Source organism: Streptomyces sp. BoleA5 (assembly GCF_000373665.1).
In the GTDB taxonomy this organism is placed as follows: Bacteria; Actinomycetota; Actinomycetes; order Streptomycetales; family Streptomycetaceae; genus Actinacidiphila.
In genome coordinates this window covers 823775-846565 of sequence record NZ_KB892090.1, presented here as the reverse complement: position 1 = coordinate 846565, position 22791 = coordinate 823775, and the positions used below count along the sequence as shown (strand labels likewise).

20 protein-coding genes and 1 pseudogene are annotated in these 22791 nt (G+C 71.4%); 6 read left to right on the top strand and 15 right to left on the bottom strand.

All coding sequences use genetic code 11. The annotated features are described in order from the left end of the window. The 3 genes and pseudogenes from B085_RS0103935 to pgl form a co-directional block, all read left to right on the top strand. Nucleotides 1-265: pseudogene (locus tag B085_RS0103935) on the top strand (glucose-6-phosphate dehydrogenase); the annotation flags it as partial. Continuing rightward, complete coding sequence (gene opcA, locus B085_RS0103930; RefSeq protein ID WP_018557259.1) at nt 262-1269, top strand: glucose-6-phosphate dehydrogenase assembly protein OpcA; 1008 nt, start codon at nt 262-264, stop codon at nt 1267-1269. The pseudogene B085_RS0103935 and the gene opcA, both read left to right, overlap by 4 nt. After that, nucleotides 1266-2048 (top strand): 6-phosphogluconolactonase, encoded by a 783-nt coding sequence (gene pgl / locus B085_RS0103925; protein WP_018557258.1) that lies wholly within the window; start codon nt 1266-1268, stop codon nt 2046-2048. Before opcA ends, pgl begins: the two co-directional genes overlap by 4 nt. A gap of 100 nt (nt 2049-2148) precedes the next feature. Here the strand turns inward: pgl and pgi are convergent, their stop codons facing one another. The 15 genes from pgi to uvrA form a co-directional block, all read right to left on the bottom strand. Then, complete coding sequence (gene pgi / locus B085_RS0103920; RefSeq protein WP_018557257.1) at nt 2149-3810, bottom strand: glucose-6-phosphate isomerase; 1662 nt, start codon at nt 3808-3810, stop codon at nt 2149-2151. A gap of 46 nt (nt 3811-3856) precedes the next feature. Further along, a complete protein-coding gene (locus B085_RS0103915; protein WP_018557256.1) occupies nt 3857-5110 on the bottom strand; it encodes an MFS transporter in 1254 nt (417 codons plus the stop codon). A 78-nt stretch (nt 5111-5188) separates the two neighbouring features. Beyond that, nucleotides 5189-5956, bottom strand: coding sequence for a sugar isomerase domain-containing protein (locus B085_RS0103910; RefSeq protein WP_018557255.1), 768 nt, complete (start codon nt 5954-5956; stop codon nt 5189-5191). Nucleotides 5957-6105: 149 nt separating this feature from the next. Next, entirely contained in the window at nt 6106-7086 is a 981-nt protein-coding gene (locus B085_RS0103905) for an N-acetylglucosamine kinase (protein WP_026250649.1), read from the bottom strand. A gap of 109 nt (nt 7087-7195) precedes the next feature. Continuing rightward, nucleotides 7196-7531 (bottom strand): RNA polymerase-binding protein RbpA, encoded by a 336-nt coding sequence (locus B085_RS0103900; RefSeq protein WP_078619730.1) that lies wholly within the window; start codon nt 7529-7531, stop codon nt 7196-7198. A gap of 161 nt (nt 7532-7692) precedes the next feature. Then, nucleotides 7693-7929: a preprotein translocase subunit SecG gene (gene secG, locus B085_RS0103895; protein ID WP_018557252.1), complete on the bottom strand. Its 237-nt coding sequence runs from the start codon at nt 7927-7929 to the stop codon at nt 7693-7695. Between the two features lie 117 nt (nt 7930-8046). Then, entirely contained in the window at nt 8047-8823 is a 777-nt protein-coding gene (gene tpiA / locus B085_RS0103890) for a triose-phosphate isomerase (protein ID WP_018557251.1), read from the bottom strand. Between the two features lie 4 nt (nt 8824-8827). After that, entirely contained in the window at nt 8828-10063 is a 1236-nt protein-coding gene (locus B085_RS0103885) for a phosphoglycerate kinase (RefSeq protein ID WP_018557250.1), read from the bottom strand. A gap of 130 nt (nt 10064-10193) precedes the next feature. Then, nucleotides 10194-11198 carry a type I glyceraldehyde-3-phosphate dehydrogenase gene (gene gap / locus B085_RS0103880; RefSeq protein ID WP_018557249.1) on the bottom strand — a complete coding sequence of 335 codons (1005 nt, stop codon included), beginning with the start codon at nt 11196-11198 and terminating at the stop codon, nt 10194-10196. Nucleotides 11199-11371: 173 nt separating this feature from the next. After that, a complete protein-coding gene (whiA, locus tag B085_RS0103875) occupies nt 11372-12349 on the bottom strand; it encodes a DNA-binding protein WhiA (RefSeq protein WP_018557248.1) in 978 nt (325 codons plus the stop codon). Further along, nucleotides 12340-13347 carry a gluconeogenesis factor YvcK family protein gene (locus B085_RS0103870; RefSeq protein WP_037730950.1) on the bottom strand — a complete coding sequence of 336 codons (1008 nt, stop codon included), beginning with the start codon at nt 13345-13347 and terminating at the stop codon, nt 12340-12342. The genes whiA and B085_RS0103870 overlap by 10 nt, the downstream gene beginning before the upstream one ends. Further along, on the bottom strand, nt 13344-14267 hold the full coding sequence (rapZ, locus tag B085_RS0103865) for an RNase adapter RapZ (RefSeq protein WP_018557246.1): 924 nt from the start codon (nt 14265-14267) through the stop codon (nt 13344-13346). The genes B085_RS0103870 and rapZ overlap by 4 nt, the downstream gene beginning before the upstream one ends. Beyond that, entirely contained in the window at nt 14264-16324 is a 2061-nt protein-coding gene (gene uvrC / locus B085_RS41095) for an excinuclease ABC subunit UvrC (protein WP_051101923.1), read from the bottom strand. Before uvrC ends, rapZ begins: the two co-directional genes overlap by 4 nt. 39 nt (nt 16325-16363) lie before the next feature. Continuing rightward, nucleotides 16364-16783: a Rieske (2Fe-2S) protein gene (locus B085_RS0103855; protein ID WP_018557244.1), complete on the bottom strand. Its 420-nt coding sequence runs from the start codon at nt 16781-16783 to the stop codon at nt 16364-16366. Nucleotides 16784-16859: 76 nt separating this feature from the next. After that, a complete protein-coding gene (uvrA, locus tag B085_RS0103850; protein WP_018557243.1) occupies nt 16860-19775 on the bottom strand; it encodes an excinuclease ABC subunit UvrA in 2916 nt (971 codons plus the stop codon). A 210-nt stretch (nt 19776-19985) separates the two neighbouring features. Here uvrA and B085_RS0103845 point away from each other — a divergent pair, with 210 nt between their 5' ends. From B085_RS0103845 to B085_RS0103835, 3 genes are all read left to right on the top strand, one after another. After that, nucleotides 19986-20717, top strand: coding sequence for a maleylpyruvate isomerase family mycothiol-dependent enzyme (locus B085_RS0103845; RefSeq protein ID WP_018557242.1), 732 nt, complete (start codon nt 19986-19988; stop codon nt 20715-20717). A gap of 4 nt (nt 20718-20721) precedes the next feature. After that, nucleotides 20722-21378: an MBL fold metallo-hydrolase gene (locus B085_RS0103840; protein WP_018557241.1), complete on the top strand. Its 657-nt coding sequence runs from the start codon at nt 20722-20724 to the stop codon at nt 21376-21378. Between the two features lie 95 nt (nt 21379-21473). Continuing rightward, nucleotides 21474-22787: an MFS transporter gene (locus tag B085_RS0103835; protein ID WP_018557240.1), complete on the top strand. Its 1314-nt coding sequence runs from the start codon at nt 21474-21476 to the stop codon at nt 22785-22787. Nucleotides 22788-22791 lie beyond the last annotated feature (4 nt).

Sequence of the window (22791 nt, the reverse complement as noted above, 5' to 3'; positions counted from 1 at the left end):
CGTGACGATGGACTTCGCCTATGGCGAGTCCTTCACCGAGTCCAGCCCGGAGGCCTACGAGCGGCTGATCCTGGACGTCCTGCTCGGCGACGCCAACCTCTTCCCCCGGCACCAGGAGGTCGAGGAGTCCTGGCGGATCCTGGACCCGATCGAGGAGTACTGGGACCGGCACGGCANGCCCGAGCAGTACACCGCNGGNACCTGGGGTCCGAAGGCGGCGGACGAGATGCTCGCACGAGACGGCAGGAGCTGGCGCCGGCCATGAACATCGATCTGACCGAGACCACCTCAAGCAAGATCAACTCGGCGCTGATCAAGGCCCGCAGGGCCATCGGCAGCCCGGCGGTCGGCATGGTGCTCACCCTTGTCATCGTCACCGACGAGGGGAACCACTACGACGCCCTCAAGGCCGCATCCGACGCCTCGCGCGAGCACCCCTCGCGCATCCTGGTCGTCATCAAGCGGCCCGGCCGCTCCCCCCGGGACCGGCGCAGCGCCCGCCTCGACGCCGAGGTGCGCGTCGGCGGCGAGTCCGGCACCGGCGAGATCGTCCTGCTCCGCCTGCACGGCGAACTCGCCGACCACGCCGAGAGCGTCGTGCTGCCGCTGCTGCTGCCCGACGCCCCCGTGGTGGTCTGGTGGCCCGAGGACGCCCCGGCGAACCCCGCCGAGGACCTGCTGGGCCAGCTCGCGGCGCGCCGGATCACCGACGCGGCGGCCACCGAGGACCCGGTAGCCGCACTGGGTCTGCGCGCCGCGACGTACGCCCCCGGCGACACCGACCTCGCCTGGACCCGGATCACCCCGTGGCGCAGCGTGCTGGCCGCGGCCCTGGACCAGAAGCAGGCCGCGGTCAAGGGCGCCGTCGTCGAGGGCGAGGCGTACAACCCGAGCACGGAGCTGCTCGGGCTGTGGCTCGCCCGGCGACTCGGCGTACCCGTCAGGCGGAAGGTCTCCGACGGCCCCGGCATCACCGCCGTACGGCTGGCGACCGCGGACGGCGAGATCTGCCTGGACCGGCCGACCGGCTCGCTGGCCGAGCTCGCCATCCCGGGCCAGCCGGACCGGCACGTGGCGCTGCAGCGGCGGGCGACCTCGGACCTGATCGCCGAGGAGCTGCGCCGGCTCGACCCCGACGAGGCCTACGCGGCCGCGGTCAAGTTCGGCGTGGACCGGCTCGCGCACGCCGAGGAGGCGGCCGAGCCGGCCGCCGCCGCGGCGGGGACCGGCCAGGACGGCGGCTCCGGCAAGAAGGCGGCCGCCCAGTGACCGCACCCCAGGTGGTGGTCCACCGGGACAAGGAGCTGATGGCGCAGGCCGCGGCGGCCCGGTTGATCACGAAGATCGTGGACGCCCAGGCCGCCCGCGGCTCCGCCTCGGTGGTGCTGACCGGCGGACGCAACGGCAACGCCCTGCTCGCCGCCCTGGCCGCCTCGCCCGCCCGGGACGCGGTGGACTGGGCGCGGCTGGATCTGTGGTGGGGAGACGAGCGGTTCCTGCCCTCGGGCGACCCGGAGCGCAACGAGACCCAGGCCCGTGAGGCGCTGCTCGACGCGGTTCCGGTCGACCCGGCGCGGGTGCACGCGATGCAGCCCTCGGACGGGCCGCTCGGCAACGACGCGGACGCCGCCGCGGAGGCCTACGCGCAGGAACTGGCGGAGGCGGCCGGTCCCGAGGACCACGGGCCGGTGCCCTCCTTCGACGTACTGATGCTCGGTGTGGGTCCTGACACCCACGTGGCCTCGCTGTTCCCCGGGCACCCGGGGGTCCGCGAGACCGAGCGCACCGTCGTGGGCGTACACGGCTCCCCCAAGCCGCCGCCGACCCGCATCTCGCTCACCCTGCCCGCCATCCGTGCCGCCCGCGAGGTCTGGCTGCTGGCGGCGGGCGAGGACAAGGCGGGAGCCGTGGCCATCGCCCTGTCCGGGCCCGGTGAGATCCAGGCCCCGGCGGCGGGTGCCCACGGGCGGGCCCGCACCCTGTGGCTGCTGGACCGTACGGCCGCCGCGAAGCTGCCCCCACAGCTGTACCCGCCGTCCTCCCCGTGAGGCGGTGACCGGCGCGGGACGCCACACGCGAAAGACGCCGGGCGGGCTCCGAGGAGCCCGCCCGGCGTCTTTCGTGCTTCTCGCGTGTGCGCTGTCCGCCTCAGCGGCCGCGCAGCGAGCGGTAGGTGGCCACGAGTGCCTTCGAGGAGGCGTCCAGGCCGGCCACCTCGGCGCCCTCGGTCAGCGCGGGCTCCACGCGCTTGGCGAGGACCTTGCCCAGCTCGACGCCCCACTGGTCGAAGGAGTCGATGTTCCAGACCGCGCCCTGGACGAAGACCTTGTGCTCGTACAGCGCCACCAGCTGGCCCAGCACGGACGGGGTCAGCTCCTTGGCGAGGATGGTCGTGGTCGGGTGGTTGCCGCGGAAGGTGCGGTGCGGGACCTGCTCCTCCGGGACGCCCTCCGCACGGACCTCCTCGCTGGTCTTGCCGAAGGCCAGCGCCTGCGTCTGGGCGAAGAAGTTGGCCATCAGCAGGTCGTGCTGGGCGGCGAAGGCCGGCTCGAGCTCGCCGACCGGGTTGGCGAAGCCGATGAAGTCCGCGGGGATGAACTTCGTGCCCTGGTGCAGCAGCTGGTAGTAGGCGTGCTGTCCGTTGGTGCCGGGCGTGCCCCACACGACCGGGCCGGTCTGCCAGTCGACGGGCCGTCCCTCGCGGTCCACGTACTTGCCGTTGGACTCCATGTCGAGCTGCTGAAGGTAGGCCGTGAACCTCGACAGGTAGTGGCTGTACGGCAGGACCGCGTGCGCCTGGGCGTCGAAGAACTGGCCGTACCAGACGCCCAGCAGACCCATCAGCAGCGGCGCGTTGGCCTCCGCGGGGGCGGTGCGGAAGTGCTCGTCGACCAGGTGGAAACCGGCCAGCATCTCCCGGAACTGCTCCTCCCCCAGGGCGATCATCAGCGAGAGCCCGATCGCGGACGGGTACGAGTAGCGGCCGCCCACCCAGTCCCAGAACTCGAACATGTTGTCGGTGTCGATGCCGAACCTGGAGACCTCCGCCGCGTTCGTGGACACCGCCACGAAGTGGAAGCGCACCGCGTTCTCGTCGCCGCCGAGCCCGTCGAGCAGCCATTGGCGCGCCGAGGTGGCGTTGGTGATGGTCTCGATGGTGGTGAACGTCTTGGACGCGACGATGAACAGCGTCTCGGCGGGGTCCAGGCCGTGCAACGCCTCGTGGAGGTCGGAGCCGTCCACGTTGGAGACGAAGCGGAAGGTGAGCTCGCGGTCGGTGTACGGCCGCAGCACCTCGTAGGCCATCGCCGGTCCCAGGTCGGAACCGCCGATCCCGATGTTCACCACGTTCTTGATGCGGCGTCCGGTCGAGCCGACCCACTTGCCCGTGCGGACGGAGTTGGCGAAGCTCCCCATCCTGGTGAGCACATGGTGGACCCCGGGCACCACGTTGACGCCGTCGACCGTGATCTCGGTCGACAAGGGGGCGCGGAGCGCCGTGTGCAGCACGGCGCGGTCCTCGGTGACGTTGATCTTCTCGCCGCGGAACATGGCGTCCCGCAGCTCGGCGACACCGGTGGCCGCCGCGAGGTCGCGCAGCAGACGCAGCGTCTCGTCGGTCACCAGGTGCTTGGAGTAGTCCAGATGGAGATCGCCGACCCGCACGGTGTAGCGCCGGGCGCGGTCCGGGTCGGTGTCGAACAGCTCCCGCAGGTGGGTCGCGCCCAGCTCCTCGCGGTGCTCGGCGAGCGCGTGCCACTCGGGCCGCTGGTCGAGACGGGTTCGGCCCTGCGTGTTGGTATCGGACATCAGTCCACTTCTCCTCGTCCTCCTGCTGCAGGTCCAAACTAGTTGATTACCTGCACGCCGTTCTTTCACGTCCGCCGTCGGGCGTGGTGACGATCGGACGAAGAGCAGGCAACGCGCAGCCCACCAGACCGGCCGCGAGCAGCAGCGGGGTGTTCGGGCCGAGGATCTGCGCCGTGGCGCCGCCCAGCAGGGCTCCCAGCGGCGCCCCCGCGACTCCCAGGGTGCGCATGGCCGCGCTCACCCGGCCCAGCAACTTCTCGGGCGTGCGCTGCTGCATCAGGGTGGTCTCGTTGACGTTCCACACCATGCTGAGGGCGCCGAAGACGGCCAGGGCGGCCGCGGTCACCGCCAGGGACCGGACGGTGCCGGCCAGGACCAGGCACCCGGACTGGAGGGCGAGGCCCGGCGCGAGGCTCCTGACGCGGCCGCCCAGCAGCGCCGAGAGCCGCCCGGCGGTCGCTCCCCCGGCCACGCTGCCCGCTCCGTAGGCGACCAGGACGACGGCGTATCCCGTGTGCCCGGCGTGGAGCCAGCCGGTGACCTGGAGGACGAGGGTCGCCACCAGGGCGCCGATCCCCACGTTGACCACAGTGTTGGCCGTGCACAGCGCCCGCAGCACACGGTCCCGCCACAGCACGCGTATCCCCTCGGCGATGTCCCGCCGCAGGGTGTGGCCGGCGGCCCGTGCGTCCCGCTCGGGCGCGGGCAGCCGCAGCGAGGCCACCAGCAGGGCCGCGGCCGCGTAGCTGAGGGCGTCCACCCCGAACGGCAGCGCGGCCGTGAGACCGAACAGCGCCGGCACCAGCGGCGCGGCGAGGAAGGTCGCGGCCGTGGTCTGAGCCGTCATCAACCGGGCGTTGGCACGGCCCAGGGCACGGGAGGGCACGACGGCCGGCAGCAGGGAGGTCGCGGCGTTGTCGAAGAGGGTCTGCAGCGTGGTGAGGGCGAACGCCAGCACCAGCAGCAGCGCGATGCCCGCCCGGTCCAGCCACACCGCGAGCGCGAAGGCGGCGGTGAGCGCGCCCCGTACGGCGTCCACGGCCCACATGGCGCGCCGCTGGTCGACCCGGTCGGCCACCGCGCCGCCGAGCAGCCCGAAGAGGAGCCAGGGCACGTAGCCGGCGGCGGTGACGAGCGAGACGAGCAGCGGGGAGTCGGTCAGCCCCACGGCCAGCAGCGGCAGCGCCGCCGCCCGCAGCCCGTCACCGAACCGCGAGACCGCGGCCGCCGTCCACAGCCGCCCGAACCCGCCCCGCCACGCGGGCGCGTGCTCGGTGCCGTACGCGATGCCCGCGCTCATGGAAACCCCCGCTCACCGGTCCTCGACTTTCGTCACAGACCGTAGCGGGGGCCACTGACAACACCGCGTACACCCAGGTCAGAAGCCTCCGCGGTGCAGCCGCTCCCCGTAGTGGCGCTCCAGGACGAGGTTGCGCTCGAAGCCGCCGGGGACGTTGGCCGAGACGTACACCGGTGCCTGGTGGCCCTCGGCGGTCATCAGGCCGACGGCCTCGGCGACGGTCATCTGGACGAGCATGGCCGAGGTGATCGTGGAGATCCCGCACAGCGACCCGCCGTCGGGCAGCGGGAGCAGCGCGTCACCCGTCGGCGCCCCGTTGTCCAATACGACGTCGGCGACGTCGGCCAGGTGCTTGCCGCTGGCGTGCAGTGCCGGGACGGAACGGGTGTGCTGCAGCGAGGTGAGGGCGATCAGCGGGTGCCCCGCCTCCTTCACGTGCAGGGCGAAGTCGACGATCGAGTTGTTGACGCCGGAGTTGGAGATCACGACGAAGACGTCCCGCGGGTGCGGGGCGGCCAGCTCGTACAGCCGCTTGCCGAGCCCCGGCGACCGCTCCAGCAGCGGGTCGGAGAGCACCGAGAGGTCCTCGCCGCCACGGGCCACCAGGTCCGAAAGCCCGATGCGGTTGGTGGGGATCAGCCCGCCGGCACGTCCGGCGATCTCCAGCGCCGTGGCCTGCGAGTGGCCCGTCCCGAAGGCCTGGACGATCCCGTCCGCGGCGACGCAGTCGGCGAGCAGCCGGGCGGCGGCGGCCACGGAGTCCTTGTTGGCGGCGACCACGCGGTCGATGACCGTCCTCGCCTCGTCGGCGAACCGTGCAGCGGTGGTCGTCACGTCGTCGGCCATGGCCGATTCCCCCTGAGTCCAGTGATCCGGTGGGTGCTCCTCCGAAACGATGGACGAGAGGTCTAGTCCACGTCAATCCCCAGACGGGGGTGTCCTGTCGGGACCGTCCGAACCATCCGAACCGTCCGAACCATCCGGTTCGCTCCCGCTCAGTCCCCGTTCACCCGCAGCCGGGCCAGCGCCAGCGCACCCGCGCCGCCGTCGCGCACCGGCAGCACGTCCAGGTCCATCTCCTCGGCACGGGCCACGATCCGGCCGAGCAGCGGTCCCGTCGGCCCCAGCAGCCCGCCCGTGACGACCAGGGGTTCACCGGGTCGTGGGTCCAACGCGGCGACGGTGGCGGCCAGTTCGTCGGCGGCGTCGTCCAAGAGGGCTCCGGCGACATCGTCGCCGTCCCGGTCGGCGGCGACGGCGAGCGGACTCAACCTGGCCAGCCTGACCGGGGGTTCGGCGTACACCAGCGGCACCAGACGGTTGCGCAGCACGTGGCACTCATGGCCGCCGGGCCGTTCCTGCGCGAGGTACGGACCCCCGGGGGAGCCCATGTAGTGGGAGAGCACGGCCTCGACCAGGATCGTCCACGGTCCGCGCCCGTCCAGCGCGCGCAGAGCGGCCCGCATGACCTCGCGGCCCAGCCAGAAGCCGCTGCCCTCGTCACCGACCAGCCAGCCGTTGCCGTCCGCGACGAGGGTCTGGTTGCGCTTCTCGATCCGCGCTGCCACGGCTCCGGTACCGGCGACCAGGGCCAGTCCGTCCGCGGGCGTGCCCGGCGCGGAGGCGAAGGCGACCTCGATGTCGCCGCAGACCGTCACCTCGGGCGCGCCGACGCCATGGCTGTCGAGCGCCGCCCGCAGACAGGAGGTGGCAAGTTCGTGCCCCGTCTCGGGGCCGGTGCCGAGCGCCGCGCCGGCAAAGCCGCCCACGACGGTCGTGACCTCGCCCCTGCGGTCCTCCGGGACCGCGCCGCGGATGGCGTCCGCGAGGTGCTGCGTCAGCGCCACGCGTTCGACGGTCATCGCGTTGCCGGGACCGCCCTCACCCTCGCCGAGCACCACGCCGTCGGGCGCCGCCTCGGCCAGGTAGGCGCGCGTCCGGGTTCCGCCCGCATCGATGCCGATCACCAGAGACACGACACGGAGTATACGTTCCGGTTACGCAGTGAAGGGACGCGACGGGCCCGGTCCGCGAAAGAAGGGTCTTCCTTGCGGGTCGGGCCCGTGGAGCATCAGCCGGTACGGCTCAGATCTCGCCGCGCAGCTTGGCCAGCGCCTCGGCGAGGATCGCCTCGCCGTCGGCCGCGCTGCGCCGCTCCCGCACGTACGCCAGGTGCGTCTTGTACGGCTCGGTGCGCGGCGGCGCAGGCGGGTTCTCCTCGTCCTGTCCCGCCGGGAAGCCGCAGCGCGGGCAGTCCCAGTGTTCGGGGATCTGCGCGTCGCTCGCGAAACTCGGCCGGGTCTCGTGCCCGTTGGAGCACCAGAAGGAGATGCGGAGACGCGGCGCGGACTCGCCCCGCTCGGCCTCTCCCATCGGCCCCGCCCCGACCCGACTACCACGGATCGCGTTGCCACTTGCCACGGTCGTAACTCCCTGCGTGATGGTGCTGCGAGGTCGCCCAGTTTGCGGAGACCGGTTCGCCCCGCGCCTGCGGGGAAAGGGCACCGTATCCCATGGGGCCCTCCCATGATAAGTCGCGCCAACGACGAGGCGTCAGTTCTCCCCGGAAGCCGGGGACTCGGTCACTTCTGGAACTTCAGCAGAAGCCCGAGAGCGACAATGCAGGCAAACCACAGCAGACCGATGACAACCGTGATCCGGTCGAGGTTGCGCTCGGCCACCGAGGAACCGCCGACGGACGACTGCATGCCGCCGCCGAACATGTCGGACAGGCCGCCGCCCTTGCCCTTGTGCATCAGCACGAGCAGCAACAGCAGCAGGCTGAAGATGATGAGGGCGATGGAGAACCCGATGACCACAGCTGGACCAACTCTCTCGGTGACCTAGGACGACGCGGGGGCCGGGCCGCTGCCGCGCAGCGCTCCGACCCCCGACAGAGTACTTCGGGCAGGGCCCGACAGCCTACTGCCGCAGACTTACTGGTCGCGGAAGCGGATGATCTTGACGAACTCCTCGGAGTCCAGCGCGGCACCGCCGACCAGGGCGCCGTCCACGTCGGGCTGCGCCATGATCGCCGCGATGTTGCCGGCCTTGACCGAGCCGCCGTACTGGATACGGATCGCGTCGGCCACCTCCTGGCCGTACAGCTCGGCCAGCCGGCCGCGGATCGCCCCGCAGACCTCCTGGGCGTCCTCGGGGGTGGCGACCTCGCCGGTGCCGATGGCCCACACCGGCTCATAGGCGACGACCAGCGTCTCGGCCTGCTCGGCCGGAATGTCCTTGAGGGCGCCGTCGACCTGGGCGAGGGTGAAGGCCACCTGCTCGCCGGCCTTGCGGACGTCCAGGCCCTCGCCGACGCAGACGATCGGCGTCAGGTCGTGCCGGAACGCCGCCTTGACCTTGGCGTTCACCTGCTCGTCGGTCTCGTGGTGGTACTGGCGGCGCTCGGAGTGGCCGATGACCACGTACGAGCACTTCAGCTTGGCCAGCATCGAGCCGGAGATCTCGCCGGTGTAGGCACCGGAGTCGTGCGCCGACAGGTCCTGGGCGCCGTACTTGATCTTCAGCTTGTCGGCCTCGATCAGGGTCTGCACACCCCGGAGGTCGGTGAAGGGCGGCACCACGACGGCCTCGACGGCGTCGAAGTCCTTGTCGTTGAGCGCGAAGGCGAGCTTCTGGACGTGGGCGATGGCCTCGAGGTGGTTGAGGTTCATCTTCCAGTTGCCCGCCATGATCGGCGTGCGCGTGGTCATCGGGTCAGTCCTCCAGTGCGGCGAGGCCGGGGAGCGTCTTGCCCTCGAGGTATTCGAGGCTGGCGCCGCCACCGGTCGAGATGTGGCCGAATGCGTTCTCGTCGAAGCCCAGGATGCGGACGGCCGCGGCAGAGTCGCCGCCTCCGACCACGGTGAACGCTGGGGGTCCCCCCGCCGGAGGCAGGGGGCTGTCGATCAGCGCCTGGGCGATGGCGCGGGTGCCCTCGGCGTAGTCGGGGTGCTCGAAGACGCCCATCGGGCCGTTCCAGAAGACGGTGGCCGCGTCGGCGAGCTTCGAGGCGAAGAGCTTGCGGGACTCCGGACCGATGTCCAGGCCCTGCAGGTCTGCGGGGATGGCGTCGACGCCGACGACCGCCGGGTGGGTGTCGACCGGGTTCTTCAGGTCCGGGAAGGACGGGGCCGCGACGACGTCCACGGGCAGCACGAACTCCACGCCCTTGGCCTTCGCGCGCTCCAGGTACTCGGTGACAGCGGGGACCTGGTCCTCCTGCAGCAGGCTGTTGCCCACCTCGTGGCCCTGGGCCTTGAGGAAGGTGTAGACCATGCCGCCGCCGATCAGGATCCGGTCGGCGCGCTCCAGCAGGTGGTCGATGACCCCCAGCTTGTCGGAGACCTTGGCGCCGCCCAGCACCACCGCGTACGGACGGGACACCTCGTCGGTGAGCTTCCTCAGCACCGCGACCTCGGTGGCGATCAACAGGCCCGCGGCGTGCGGCAGCCGGGCCGGGAGGTCGTAGACGGAGGCGTGCTTGCGGTGCACCGCGCCGAAGCCGTCGCCGACGTACAGCTCCGCCAGCCCGGCCAGCTGCCCGGCGAAGGCGCCGCGCTCGGCGTCGTCCTTGCTGGTCTCGCCCGGGTTGAAGCGCAGGTTCTCCAGCAGCGCCACCGAGCCGTCGGTGAGGGAGTCCACCGTCGCGCGGGCGCTCTCGCCGACCGTGTCGGTCGCGAAGGCCACCTGCGTGCCGAGGAGTTCGCCCAGGCGCGCCGCGACGGGGGCGAGCGAGAACTGCGGGTCGGGCGCGCCCTTGGGACGGCCCAGGTGGGAGGCGACGATCACCTTGGCGCCTGCCTCGGCCAGCTTGGCGATGGTCGGCACGACGGCGCGGATGCGGCCGTCGTCGGTGATGGTGGTGCCGGACAGCGGCACGTTGAGGTCGGCGCGCACGAACACGCGCTTGCCGCCGACCCCCTCGTCGACGAGTTCGTCGATCGTCTTCATGGTGAAGGCTCCCCTGCCTTGGTCCTGACTGGGTCGAATCGCTCGGACCGCCACCTCATGGGACAGGGTCCGGACGACGGCACGTCGTTCGGACCCTGTCCTCATCGCATGACGGGAGGTCGAGCGGGTGTCAGAGCTGCTCGCCGACGAACACGGTCAGGTCGACGAGACGGTTCGAGTAGCCCCACTCGTTGTCATACCAGCCGATGACCTTGACCTGCTTGCCCTGCGCCATGGTCAGCGAGGAGTCGAAGGTGCAGGAGGCCGGCCAGTTGACGATGTCCGAGGAGACGATCGGGTCCTCGGTGTACTCCAGGATGCCCTTGAGCTGGCCCTCGGCGGCCTTCTGGAAGGCGGCGTTGACCTCGTCCTTGGTGACCTCGCGCTCCAGCTCGATGACCAGGTCGGTCACGGAGCCGGTCGGGACCGGGACGCGCATCGCGATGCCGTCGAGCTTGCCCTTGAGCTGCGGCAGGACCAGGGCGGTGGCCTTCGCGGCGCCCGTCGAGGTCGGGATGATGTTCTCGGCGGCGGCGCGGGCGCGACGCAGGTCCTTGTGCGGGAAGTCAAGGATGCGCTGGTCGTTGGTGTACGCGTGCACGGTCGTCATCAGACCCTTGACGATGCCGAAGTTCTCGTCGAGGACCTTGGCCATCGGCGCCACACAGTTGGTCGTGCAGGACGCGTTGGAGATGATGTTGTGCTTCGCCGGGTCGTACTTCTCGTTGTTGACGCCCATCACGATGGTGATGTCCTCGTCGGAGGCCGGCGCCGAGATGATGACCTTCTTGGCGCCGCCCTCGAGGTGCTTCTTGGCGTCGGCGGCCTTGGTGAAGATGCCGGTGGACTCGATCACGATGTCGACGCCGAGCTCGCCCCACGGGATGTCGGCGGGGTTGCGCTCGGACAGCACCTTGATGGTGTGGCCGTCGACGGTGATGGAGTCCGCCGTGTGGGACACCTCGGCCTTGAGGCGGCCGAGGATCGTGTCGTACTTGAGCAGGTGCGCGGTGGTGGCCGTGTCACCCAGGTCGTTGACAGCCACGATCTCGATGTCCGCACCCTGCTCCAGAGCGGCACGGAAGAAGTTTCGACCGATGCGACCAAAGCCGTTGATGCCTACGCGGATCGTCACGAACCGATCTCCTCGCTGGTGTGCCGGAGGCCATTTCGCTCCGGCTGCGACGTATTGGGATGTCCCCGACCAAGGACGACCCTACCTCCCCGGGCACCTGGCGGTGACATCGGCGCCACGGGTGCCCGCCGTACGGACCGGTAACCGGACGGGGCGGGCGGGCCGCGCCGGACTCAGCCCACCATCTCCTCGGTCAGGTTGGACTCGGTGCCCGGGACGCCGAGATCCGAGGCGCGCTTGTCGGCCATCGCCAGCAGACGGCGGATCCGGCCCGCCACCGCGTCCTTGGTGAGCGGCGGTTCGGCGAGCGAGCCCAGCTCCTCCAGCGAGGCCTGCTTGTGGTCCATGCGCAGCCGGCCGGCCGCCGCGAGGTGCTCGGGCACGTCGTCGCCGAGGATCTCCAGCGCCCGCTGCACACGCGCGCCCGCCGCGACCGCGGCGCGGGCCGAGCGGCGCAGGTTGGCGTCGTCGAAGTTGGCGAGCCGGTTGGCGGTGGCGCGCACCTCGCGCCGCATCCGCCGCTCCTCCCACGCCAGCACCGACTCGTGCGCGCCGAGCCGCGTCAACAGCGCGCCGATGGCATCACCGTCACGGACGACCACACGGTCGACGTTGCGCACCTCGCGCGCCTTGGCCGCGATCTGCAGCCGGCGGGCGGCACCGACCAGGGCGAGGGCCGCCTCGGGGCCGGGGCAGGTGACCTCCAGGGACGAGGAACGGCCCGGTTCGGTCAGCGAGCCGTGGGCCAGGAACGCACCGCGCCAGGCGGCCTCGGCGTCGCAGGTGGCCCCGGACACGACCTGCGGGGGCAGGCCACGGATGGGGCGGCCCCTGCCGTCCACCAGACCTGTCTGCCGGGCCAGCTGGTCACCGCCGGCGACCACCCGCACGACGTACCGGCTGCCGCGGCGCAGCCCGCCGGGCGCCATGACCACCAGGTCGGAGGAGTGCCCGAAGATCTCCAGGATGTCCTTGCGCAGCCTGCGCGCGGCGATTCCGGTGTCCAGCTCCGCTTCGATCACGATGCGTCCGCTGACCAGGTGCAGTCCGCCCGCGAACCTCAGGATCGCCGAGACCTCCGCCTTGCGGCAGCAGGTCCGGGTGACGGGGAGCCGGGAGATCTCGTCCTTCACCGCTGCCGTCATCGCCATGGGCCGATCCTTCCATGCATACGAAAAATCCGGTCGAACGCGGCGGCCAGCAGTTCCGGATCGTGCCGCGGCCCGTCGGGGGCGGCGACCCGGGCCAGTTCCACCGTGCCCGACAAACGCTCGGCTGCCTGTATCAGGCTGTCGCGGTCGAGTACGGCGGCCTCGTCGGCCAGCACCACGTCGATGGTGAGTTTAGGGGCGTGTCGGGCCAAAACCTCCAAGTGACGCTGCGGAGAAAAGCCCTCGGTCTCACCCGGTTGCGGCGCGAGGTTGAGCGCGAGCACCTTGCGGGCCCTGGTCTCCATGAGCGCGGACACCAGATCGGGCACCAGCAGGTGGGGCATCACGGAGGAGAACCAGGAACCGGGGCCGAGCACCACCCAGTCCGCGTCGAGCACGGACTGCACCGCCTCGGGGACGGCCGGCGGGTCGTGCGGCACCAGTTGCACCTCCTGCACCTCACCGGGGGTGAGGGCGACGGTGGCCTGGCCGTGCACGGTCGTGACCTCGTCCGGCACCTCCGGGTCATGGCCGCGGACCGTGGCGGTGAGCTCAAGCGGCACCGCCGACATGGGCAGCACCCTGCCGTGGGCGCCGAGCAGCCGGCCCACCCACTCCAGGGCGGCCACGGGGTCGCCGAGTTGTTCCCACAGCGCGACGATCAGCAGGTTCCCCACGGCGTGGCCGTGCAGTTCACCCTCGCTGACGAAGCGGTGCTGGACGACCTGCGACCAGGTGCGGCCCCACTCGTCGTCGCCGCACAGCGCGGCCAGCGCCTTGCGCAGGTCGCCGGGCGGCAGCACCCCCATCTCCTGCCGCAGACGGCCGCTGGAGCCACCGTCGTCGGCGACCGTGACCACGGCCGTCAGATCCTGGGTGATGCGGCGCAGGGCGGAGAGGGAGGCGGACAGTCCGTGCCCGCCTCCCAGTGCCACGACTTTGGGGGTGACCCCACTGCGCCCTGCCGACCGGCGCAAGCGCCGAGTCGTCCTGATCACTCGCGCCCCATGTCCCGGTGGACGACCACCGTCTCCACTCCGTCGGCGGACAGCCGCGCGGCCAGGCGTTCGGACATGGCGACGCTCCGGTGCTTGCCACCGGTGCAGCCGACCGCGATGGTCACGTAGCGCTTGCCCTCGCGGCGGTAGCCGGCGTTGACGATGTGCAGCAGCTCGGCGTAGCGGTCGAGGAACTCCTTGGCGCCGGGCTGGTTGAACACATAGGTGGCGACCTCGTCGTTGAGACCGGTGTACGGCCGCAGCTCCGGCACCCAGTGCGGGTTGGGCAGGAAGCGGCAGTCCGCGACCAGGTCGGCGTCGACGGGGAGGCCGTACTTGAAGCCGAAGGACATGACGGTGGCCCGCAGCTCCGGCTCCTCCTCGCCGGCGAACTGGGCGTCCATCTTGGCCCGCAGCTCGTGGACGTTGAGGCTGGAGGTGTCGATCACCAGGTCGGCGTCGCCGCGCAGCTCGCTCAGCAGCTCCCGCTCCTTGGCGATGCCGTCGACGATCCGGCCGTCGCCCTGCAGCGGGTGCGGGCGGCGCACCGACTCGAAGCGGCGCACCAGCGTCTCGTCGGACGCCTCGAGGAAGAGCACCCGGCGCTTGACCCCCTTGGAGTCCAGGTCCGCCAGGGACTCGCGGAGGTTGTCGAAGAAGCGCCGGCCGCGGACGTCCACGACCACCGCGATCCGTGCCACGTTGCCCTGGGAGCGGGCGCCGAGGTCGACCATGGTGGGGATGAGGGCCGGCGGCAGGTTGTCCACGACGAACCAGCCGAGGTCCTCCAGGCATTTGGCCGCATGGCTGCGGCCGGCACCCGACATGCCCGAGATGATCACGAGTTCGGGGATGGCCTCGGCAGCCTCGCCCGCTCCTCCGGTCGTCACCTGTGCTCCGCCTCCGTCGTTCGCGTTCATGAGCTGTTTCCCCGTTCCGTGGGGACGGTCACCGGACCGGTCGTCCCCTCTTCCTCAATGATCTCTCCTGTGGCGGTGTTCACCGCCGGTCCGGCAGGGGCGGCGCCGGCCAGCGCGGCGAGCACGGACTCGGCCGTGCGCCGGCCGACACCGGGGACCTCGCAGATCTGCTCGACCGTGGCCGCCCGCAGCCGCTTGAGCGAGCCGAAGTGCTTCAGCAGCGCCTGGCGGCGGCTCTCGCCGAGGCCCGGCACCGAGTCCAGGGCGCCGGCCCGCATCGACTTGGAACGCTTGTTGCGCTGGTAGGCGATCGCGAAGCGGTGGGCCTCGTCACGCACCCGCTGCAGCAGGTACAGGCCCTCGCTGGTGCGCGGCAGGATGACCGGGTCGTCCTCGCCGGGAAGCCAGACCTCCTCCAGGCGCTTGGCCAGGCCGCACACGGCCACGTCCTCCACGCCGAGCTCCTGCAGGGCCCGCTGGGCGGCGGCGACCTGCGGCTGCCCGCCGTCGACGACGACCAGCTGCGGCGGGTAGGCGAACCTGCGCGGCCTGCCCGTGTCCGGGTCGATGGGTCCGCCGGCGACCTCGCCGCCGCTCCCCGGGCCGACGCCCACGCTCTCGCCGTCGCCCTCGCCGTCGACCCATTCGCCGGTCTTCTGCTTCTCCAGCAGATAGCGGCGGAAGCGCCGGGAGACCACCTCGTGCATCGACCGGACGTCGTCCTGGCCGGCGAAGCTCTTGATCTGGAAGCGGCGGTACTCGCTCTTGCGCGCCAGCCCGTCCTCGAAGACCACCATCGAGGCGACGACGTCGTCGCCCTGGAGGTGGGAGATGTCGAAGCACTCGATGCGCAGCGGTGCCGAGTCCAGGTCCAGCGCCTCGGCGATCTCCTCCAGCGCGCGGGAGCGCGTGGTGAGGTCGGAGGCGCGCCGGGTCTTGTGCAGCACCAGCGCCTGCTGGGCGTTGCGCTGCACGGTGGCCATGAGGTCCTTCTTGTCGCCGCGCTGCGGTATCCGCAGGCTCACCTGGGAGCCGCGGCGCTCGGTGAGCCACTGCTGCACCGGCTCGCACGGGTCGGGCAGCGCGGGCACCAGCACCTCCTTGGGCACCCCCTCGCCGCGCTCCTCGCCGTAGAGCTGCTGCAGGGCGTGCTCGACGAGCTCGGCGGTGCCGACCTCCTCGACCCGGTCGGTGACCCAGCCGCGCTGACCGCGCACCCGGCCGTCGCGGACGTGGAAGATCTGGACGGCGGCCTCCAACTCGTCCTCGGCGACGGCGATCAGATCGGCATCGGTGGCATCCGCGAGAACGACCGCGTTCTTCTCCATGGCGCGCTTGAGCGCCTCGATGTCGTCGCGCAGCCGGGCGGCCTTCTCGTACTCCATCGCCGCGGCCGCGTCCCTCATCTGCTGCTCCAGGCGGCGCAGGTAGGTACCGGTGCGGCCGGCCATGAAGTCGCAGAACTCCTCGGCCAGTTCGCGGTGCTCCTCGGCGCTGACCCGGCCGACGCAGGGTGCCGAGCACTTGCCGATGTAGCCCAGCAGGCAGGGCCGGCCGATCTGCGCGGAGCGCTTGAACACCCCGGCGGAACAGGTGCGCACGGGGAAGACCCGCAGCAGCAGGTCGACGGTCTCGCGGATCGCCCAGGCGTGCGCGTAGGGGCCGAAGTAGCGCACGCCCTTGCGCTTGGGGCCGCGCATCACCTGGACGCGGGGGAACTCCTCGTTCATGGTGACGGCGAGCGAGGGGTAGCTCTTGTCGTCCCGGTACTTCACGTTGAAGCGCGGGTCGAACTCCTTGATCCAGGAGTACTCCAGCTGCAGCGCCTCGACCTCGGTGGTCACCACCGTCCATTCCACGGAGGCGGCGGTGGTGACCATCGTGCGGGTGCGCTGGTGCAGGTTCGCGAGGTCCTGGAAGTACGAGGAGAGCCGCTGGCGCAGGCTCTTCGCCTTCCCGACGTAGATCACCCGGCCGTGCTGGTCCCGGAACTTGTACACCCCGGGAGAGTCCGGAATCTGTCCCGGCTTGGGGCGGTAGCTGGAGGGATCGGCCATGCCCCCACCCTACTGATTGACGGTGACATTCCCGTCGTCTCAGGCACCGGTCACGGCGACGAGCTTTCCGCCCTGGACCTGGACGTCGACCTTGGTCAGCGGCTTGGTCGCGGGGCCGGTGCGGACGGCGCCGGTGGCGGCGTCGAAGACGCTTCCGTGGCAGGGGCAGGACAGCGCGGTGCCCTCCACCTTGTCGCAGGTGCAGCCCTGGTGGGTGCACACGGCACTGAAGGCCTGGTAGGTGCCCTGCGTGGGCTGAGCGACGACGATCCGGGCCTCGCGGTAGAGCTTGGCGCCGCCGACCGGGACCTCGCCGGCCGCACCGAGCTCGATCGGGCCGTCGGAGACCGCCGTGCCGGGACCCCCGCAGGCGGTGAGGCCGACCCCGGCGACTCCGGCGAGGGCCGCCCCCTTCAGGACGGTACGGCGGCAGGGGGGCAGGGCGGTGGTGTCAGCCATCGGGGACTCCGCTTCGGCACGTAAGGAGAAAGAGCTTGAAAGCTGCACCTTACGTGTCGAAACTCTGAGCCTGCTGTCAGGCCTTCGCCGCGGCCCGCTTCCGCGGGGCGGCCCGCTTCTTGGCCGGGGCCGGCGGGGCGTCGGAGATCCGCTCGGCACCCAGGATGTCCCTGAGGAACTTGCCGGTGTGGCTGGCGCCCACCCCCGCGACCTGCTCGGGGGTGCCCTCGGCGATCACCAGACCGCCGCCGCTGCCGCCCTCGGGACCCATGTCGATGACCCAGTCGGCGGTCTTGATCACATCGAGGTTGTGCTCGATGACGATCACGGTGTTGCCCTTCTCGACCAGCCCGGAGAGCACCTTGATCAGCTTGCTGATGTCCTCGAAGTGCAGACCCGTGGTCGGCTCGTCCAGCACGTACACCGTGCGGCCGGTGGACCGCTTCTGCAGCTCGGAGGCGAGCTTCACACGCTGCGCCTCACCACCGGACAGGGTCGTGGCGGACTGGCCCAGCCGCACGTAGCCCAGCCCGACCTCGGTGAGGGTGCGCAGGTGCCGGGCGATCGTCGGAACGGCCTCGAAGAACTCCAGTGCCTCGGAGATCGGCATGTCCAGGACCTCGGCGATGGACTTGCCCTTGTAGTGGACCTCCAGGGTCTCCCGGTTGTACCGGGCGCCGTGGCAGACCTCGCACGGCACATAGACGTCCGGCAGGAAGTTCATCTCGATCTTGATGGTGCCGTCGCCGGAGCAGTTCTCGCAGCGGCCGCCCTTGACGTTGAAGGAGAAGCGGCCCGGCAGATAGCCGCGCACCTTCGCCTCCATGGTCTCCGCGAAGAGCCTGCGGACGTGGTCGAAGACACCCGTGTACGTGGCCGGGTTGGACCGCGGGGTGCGGCCGATCGGCGACTGGTCGACGTGGACCACCTTGTCGACCTGATCGTCCCCGTCGACCCGGGTGTGCCGTCCGGGCACGCCCCGGGCGCCGTTCAGCTCACGGGCCAGGTGCGTGTAGAGGATGTCGTTGACCAGGGTGGACTTTCCGGAGCCGGAGACCCCGGTGACCGCCGAGAAGACGCCCAGCGGGAAGGACACGTCGATGTCCCGCAGGTTGTTCTCCCGGGCGCCGTGCACGGTCAGCCGGCGCTCCCCGTCGACCGGGCGGCGCGTCTCCGGGATCGGGATCTGCCGCTTGCCCGCAAGGTACTGGCCGGTCAGCGACTCCTTGTTGCGCAGCAGTTCCTTGAGCGAACCGCTGTGCACCACCTTGCCGCCGTGCTCGCCCGCGCCCGGGCCGATGTCCACCACCCAGTCGGAGGTCTTGATGGTGTCCTCGTCGTGCTCCACCACGATCAGGGTGTTGCCGAGGTCGCGCAGCCGCACCAGGGTCTCGATGAGCCGGTGGTTGTCCCGCTGGTGGAGACCGATCGACGGCTCGTCCAGCACGTAGAGCACGCCCACCAGGCCCGAGCCGATCTGCGTGGCCAGCCGGATGCGCTGTGCCTCGCCGCCGGAGAGCGTGCCGGCCGCGCGGTTGAGCGACAGATAGTCCAGACCGACGTCCACCAGGAAGCGCAGCCGCTCGTTGACCTCCTTGAGCACCCGCTCGGCGATGGTCTTCTCGCGTGCGCTCAGCTTCATGTCGCGCAGGAACTCCGCGCAGTCGCTGATGGACATCGCGGCGACCTCGGCGATGGACTTCCCCTGGACGGTGACCGCCAGCACGATCGGCTTGAGGCGGGTGCCCTCACAGGTGGGGCAGGGCACCTCGCGCATATACCCCTCGAACCGCTCACGGCTGGAGTCGCTCTCGGACTCCGCGTGCCGGCGCCGGACGAAGGGAATCGCGCCCTCGAAGGAGGTGGTGTACGAGCGCTCGCGCCCGTAGCGGTTGCGGTAGCGCACCGCGATCTGCGTCTTGTGGCCGTTGAGCAGGGCCTTCTTCGCGCGCTGCGGCAGCCCCGCCCAGGGGATGTCGGTGCGGAAGCCCAGTTCGTCGGCGAGCGCGCCGATCAGGCGCTGGAAGTAGTCCCGGGTGTGACCGAGCGACCACGGGGCGATGGCGCCCTCGTCGAGGGACTTGTCCTCGTCGGGGATGATCAGCTCCGGGTCGACCTCCATGCGGGTGCCGATGCCGGTGCACTCCGGGCAGGCGCCGAAGGGCGAGTTGAAGGAGAAGGAACGGGGCTCCAGCTCCTCGAAGGACAGATCGTCGTACGGGCAGTAGAGGTGCTCGGAGAACATCCGCTCGCGCTGCGGGTCGTCCTCGGGGAGGTCGACGAAGTCCAGGATCACCATGCCGCCGGAGAGGCCCAGGGCGGTCTCGATCGAGTCCGTCAGCCGGCGCTTGGCGCTCCCCTTGACGGTGAGGCGGTCGACGACCACCTCGATGGTGTGCTTCTCCTGCTTCTTCAGCTTCGGCGGATCGGTCAGCTGGACGGTCGCGCCGTCCACCCGGGCCCGGCTGTAGCCCTTGGTCTGCAGGTCGGAGAAGAGGTCGACGAACTCGCCCTTGCGCTCGCGCACCAGCGGCGAGAGCACCTGGAAGCGGGAGCCCTCCTCCAGCTCCAGCACCCGGTCCACGATCGCCTGGGGCGACTGCCGGGAGATGGGCCGGCCGCACTCGGGGCAGTGCGGCTTGCCGATGCGGGCGAAGAGCAGGCGGAGGTAGTCGTAGACCTCGGTGATAGTGCCGACCGTCGAGCGCGGGTTGCGCGAGGTGGACTTCTGGTCGATCGAGACCGCGGGCGACAGGCCCTCGATGAAGTCGACGTCCGGCTTGTCCATCTGGCCCAGGAACTGCCGTGCGTACGAGGAGAGCGACTCCACGTAGCGTCGCTGGCCCTCGGCGAAGATCGTGTCGAACGCGAGGGAGGACTTGCCCGACCCCGAGAGGCCGGTGAACACGATGAGCGAGTCCCGTGGCAGGTCGAGCGAGACGTTCTTCAGATTGTGCTCGCGAGCGCCACGGACGGTGAGACGATCGGCCACGCCAGTGCGCACCTTTCAAAAGACAGACAAGGGGACAGCACCCCCAGACAGCCTAAACGGGGCGCCGACGAGTTTTCTTCCGGTTATGACGAGAGCGAGCCTATAGCACGCACATTCGATTTTCGGCATCGGTGCGGCAGCTTCACCCGAACGAGTGTCCCGCGCTAGCGTCTCCCCGGAGACGTCGATCAGGTCCGCCCAGGAGGCCCCGTGTCTGTCCAACGACCCGACCCCGACCACGATGCGGCCGAACTCCGCGAAGCCACCGAACGACTGATCGAGACCGTCGCCGCCATGTCCCCCTCGTCCGTCGCCGAGCCGTCGCGGCTGCCGGGCTGGTCCCGCGGCCACGTGCTGGCCCATCTGGCGCGCAACGCCGACTCCCTGGTCAACCTGATGGTCTGGGCCCGCACGGGCGAGGAGACCCCGCAGTACGAGAGCGGCGACCGCCGGGACAAGGACATCGAGGAGGGCGCGGGCCGCCCCCTCGCCGAGCACCTCGACGACCTGCGCGTCTCCGCGGACCGGCTGGCCCTGGCCATCGAGGAGCTCCCGCCGCGGAACTGGGCCGCACAGGTCGCCATGCGCTCCGGCCGGGTGATCGCGGCGGCGGAGATCCCGTACCTGCGGCTCATGGAGATCTACTTCCACCACGTCGACCTCGGCCTGGAGTACACCTGCGCGCACCTCCCCGAGGACTTCGCGACCCGGGAGCTCGGCGCCATCATCGACGACCTGTCGGGCCACGAGGGCGTCGCCGCCGTCCGCATCCACGACACCGGCAGCGGCGAGAAGTGGGTGATCGGCGCGGCCGACGAGCCCGAACTCACCGTCGGCGGGCCCCGGCACGCGCTGCTCGCCTGGGTCAGCGGCCGCTCCGGCGGCGAGGACCTGACCGCCCGTCCGGACGTGCCGCTGCCGGTGCTGCCGCCACTAGGCTGACGTCATGACGTACAGCGGCGAGGTCACGGTCGGGGGCGCGCCCGACGTGCACGAACTCAAGGACCTCATCATCACCAAGGTCGCGGTCGGCCCCATGAACAACAACGCGTATGTGCTGCGCTGCCGCGCCACCGACGAACAGTTGCTCGTCGACGCGGCCAACGACGCGCACACGCTCCTGGAGGTCGCCGGCAACGACGGTCTCGCGTCCGTCGTCACCACGCACCGGCACGCCGACCACTGGCAGGCGCTGCAGGCCGTGGTCGACGGGACCGGCGCCCGCACCTACGCGGGTCGCCACGACGCCGAGGGGATCCCCGTCCCCACCGACGTGCCCGTCGAGGACGGCGACCGGATCCAGGTCGGCCGGGTCGAGCTCACCGCGCGGCACCTGGTCGGTCACACACCGGGCAGCATCGTCCTGATCTACGACGACCCCCACGGGCACCCGCACATCTTCACCGGGGACTGCCTCTTCCCTGGCGGCGTAGGCAACACCCACAGCAACCCGGACCACTTCACGAGCCTCTTCGAGGGGGTCAAGGCCAAGCTCTTCGACCGCCTCCCGGACGAGACCTGGGTCTACCCCGGCCACGGCAACGACACCACGCTCGGCGACGAGCGCCCGCACCTCGACGAATGGCGCGAACGGGGCTGGTAACGGCCCCGCGGCGGCGCCCACCGCGGCGCCGCCACCCCCGCGCCGCCACCCCCGCGCACGTGGGTCGTTGGACCCACGTGCGCACCTCCCCCTCCATGGCCCGGATCGCCGCCGCGTCGGCGGCCGGGACCGCGATCGAGTTCTACGACTTCTTCGCCTACGGCACCGCGGCCGCCCTCGTCCTCGGACCGCTGTTCTTCCCCGACGCCTCGGCGCTCGCCGGCACCCTGGCCGCGTTCGGCACCTTCGCGGTGGGCTTCGTCGCCCGCCCGCTCGGCTCGGTCCTCTTCGGCCACATCGGCGACCGCGTCGGGCGCCGCCCCGTACTGGTCGGCTCCCTGCTGCTGACCGGGCTGGCGACCACCGCCGTCGGCTGCGTCCCCGGATACGCCGCGATCGGCCCGGCAGCGCCCGTACTGCTGGTGGCCCTGCGCTTCCTCCAGGGGCTGGGGCTGGGCGGCGAGTGGGGCGGGGCGGTGCTGCTCGTCGCGGAGCACGCGCCGGGGCGGCGCCGCGGGCTGTGGACGAGCCTGCCGCAGACCGGTCCCGCGGTGGGCTTCCTGCTGGCGAACGGGATCGTGCTGGCCCTGTCCGCGGGCCTGAGCGACGCCGCCTTCCGCTCCTGGGGCTGGCGGGTGCCGTTCTGGGGGGCGGGCGCGCTGGCGCTGGCCGGACTGGCGCTGCGGGCCGCGCTGCCGGAGACCCCCGCGTTCTCGGCGGCCGCGGGGCGCGGTGACCTGGCCCGGGTGCCCGTCTCGGAGCTGCTGCGTGAGCACGGGCGCCTGGTGCTGCTCACGGCGGGCGCCATGGCGTGCGGCTACGCCGTCTTCTACACGGTGACCACCTGGTCGCTGGCGTACACCACCGAGCACCTCGGCATGGACCGCACGGTCGTACTGGGCTGCGTGCTGGTGGCCGTCCTGCTCAAGGGGGCGCTCACACCGCTGGCGGGCCTGCTCGGCGACCGCTTCGGGCGGCGGCGGATGGCGCTGGCGGGTACCGCCGCGATGGGCGTGGTGGTCTTCCCGTACGCCGGACTGCTCGCGAGCGGCGAGCCGGTGGCGATCGCCGTGGGGTCCGCCGCGGAGCTGATCGCCTTCATCACGGTCTTCGCCGTGGTGGGCGCGTACCTCCCGGAGCTGTACGCACCCCGGGTGCGCTGCACAGGCGCCGCCCTGGGCTACAACCTCGGCGGCGTCCTGGGCGGCGCCCTGACCCCGCTCGTGGCGACCCGGCTGGTGGCGGGCACCGGCACTCCCTGGCCGGTGGCGGTGTACGTCGCGGCCGTGGCACTGCTCAGCCTCGGGTGCTTCGCGGCGCTGCCGGAGACGCGGGGTGCGGCCGCGGCGGAAGCGACGGACGCGACGGCGGGGTGCGCGGCGGTCCGCCGCGCACCCCGCCCGGGCTGAGGAG

Bases quoted from the DNA above. Each gene is read 5' to 3' on its own strand.
- opcA (WP_018557259.1), top strand. From the start codon at position 262: ATGAACATCGATCTGACCGAGACCACCTCAAGCAAGATCAACTCGGCG.
- pgi (WP_018557257.1), bottom strand. From the start codon at position 3,810: ATGTCCGATACCAACACGCAGGGCCGAACCCGTCTCGACCAGCGGCCC.
- B085_RS0103915 (WP_018557256.1), bottom strand. From the start codon at position 5,110: ATGAGCGCGGGCATCGCGTACGGCACCGAGCACGCGCCCGCGTGGCGG.
- B085_RS0103910 (WP_018557255.1), bottom strand. From the start codon at position 5,956: ATGGCCGACGACGTGACGACCACCGCTGCACGGTTCGCCGACGAGGCG.
- tpiA (WP_018557251.1), bottom strand. From the start codon at position 8,823: ATGACCACGCGCACGCCGATCATGGCGGGCAACTGGAAGATGAACCTC.
- B085_RS0103885 (WP_018557250.1), bottom strand. From the start codon at position 10,063: ATGAAGACGATCGACGAACTCGTCGACGAGGGGGTCGGCGGCAAGCGC.
- whiA (WP_018557248.1), bottom strand. From the start codon at position 12,349: ATGGCGATGACGGCAGCGGTGAAGGACGAGATCTCCCGGCTCCCCGTC.
- rapZ (WP_018557246.1), bottom strand. From the start codon at position 14,267: ATGAACGCGAACGACGGAGGCGGAGCACAGGTGACGACCGGAGGAGCG.
- uvrC (WP_051101923.1), bottom strand. From the start codon at position 16,324: ATGGCCGATCCCTCCAGCTACCGCCCCAAGCCGGGACAGATTCCGGAC.
- B085_RS0103855 (WP_018557244.1), bottom strand. From the start codon at position 16,783: ATGGCTGACACCACCGCCCTGCCCCCCTGCCGCCGTACCGTCCTGAAG.
- B085_RS0103840 (WP_018557241.1), top strand. From the start codon at position 20,722: ATGACGTACAGCGGCGAGGTCACGGTCGGGGGCGCGCCCGACGTGCAC.
- B085_RS0103835 (WP_018557240.1), top strand. From the start codon at position 21,474: ATGGCCCGGATCGCCGCCGCGTCGGCGGCCGGGACCGCGATCGAGTTC.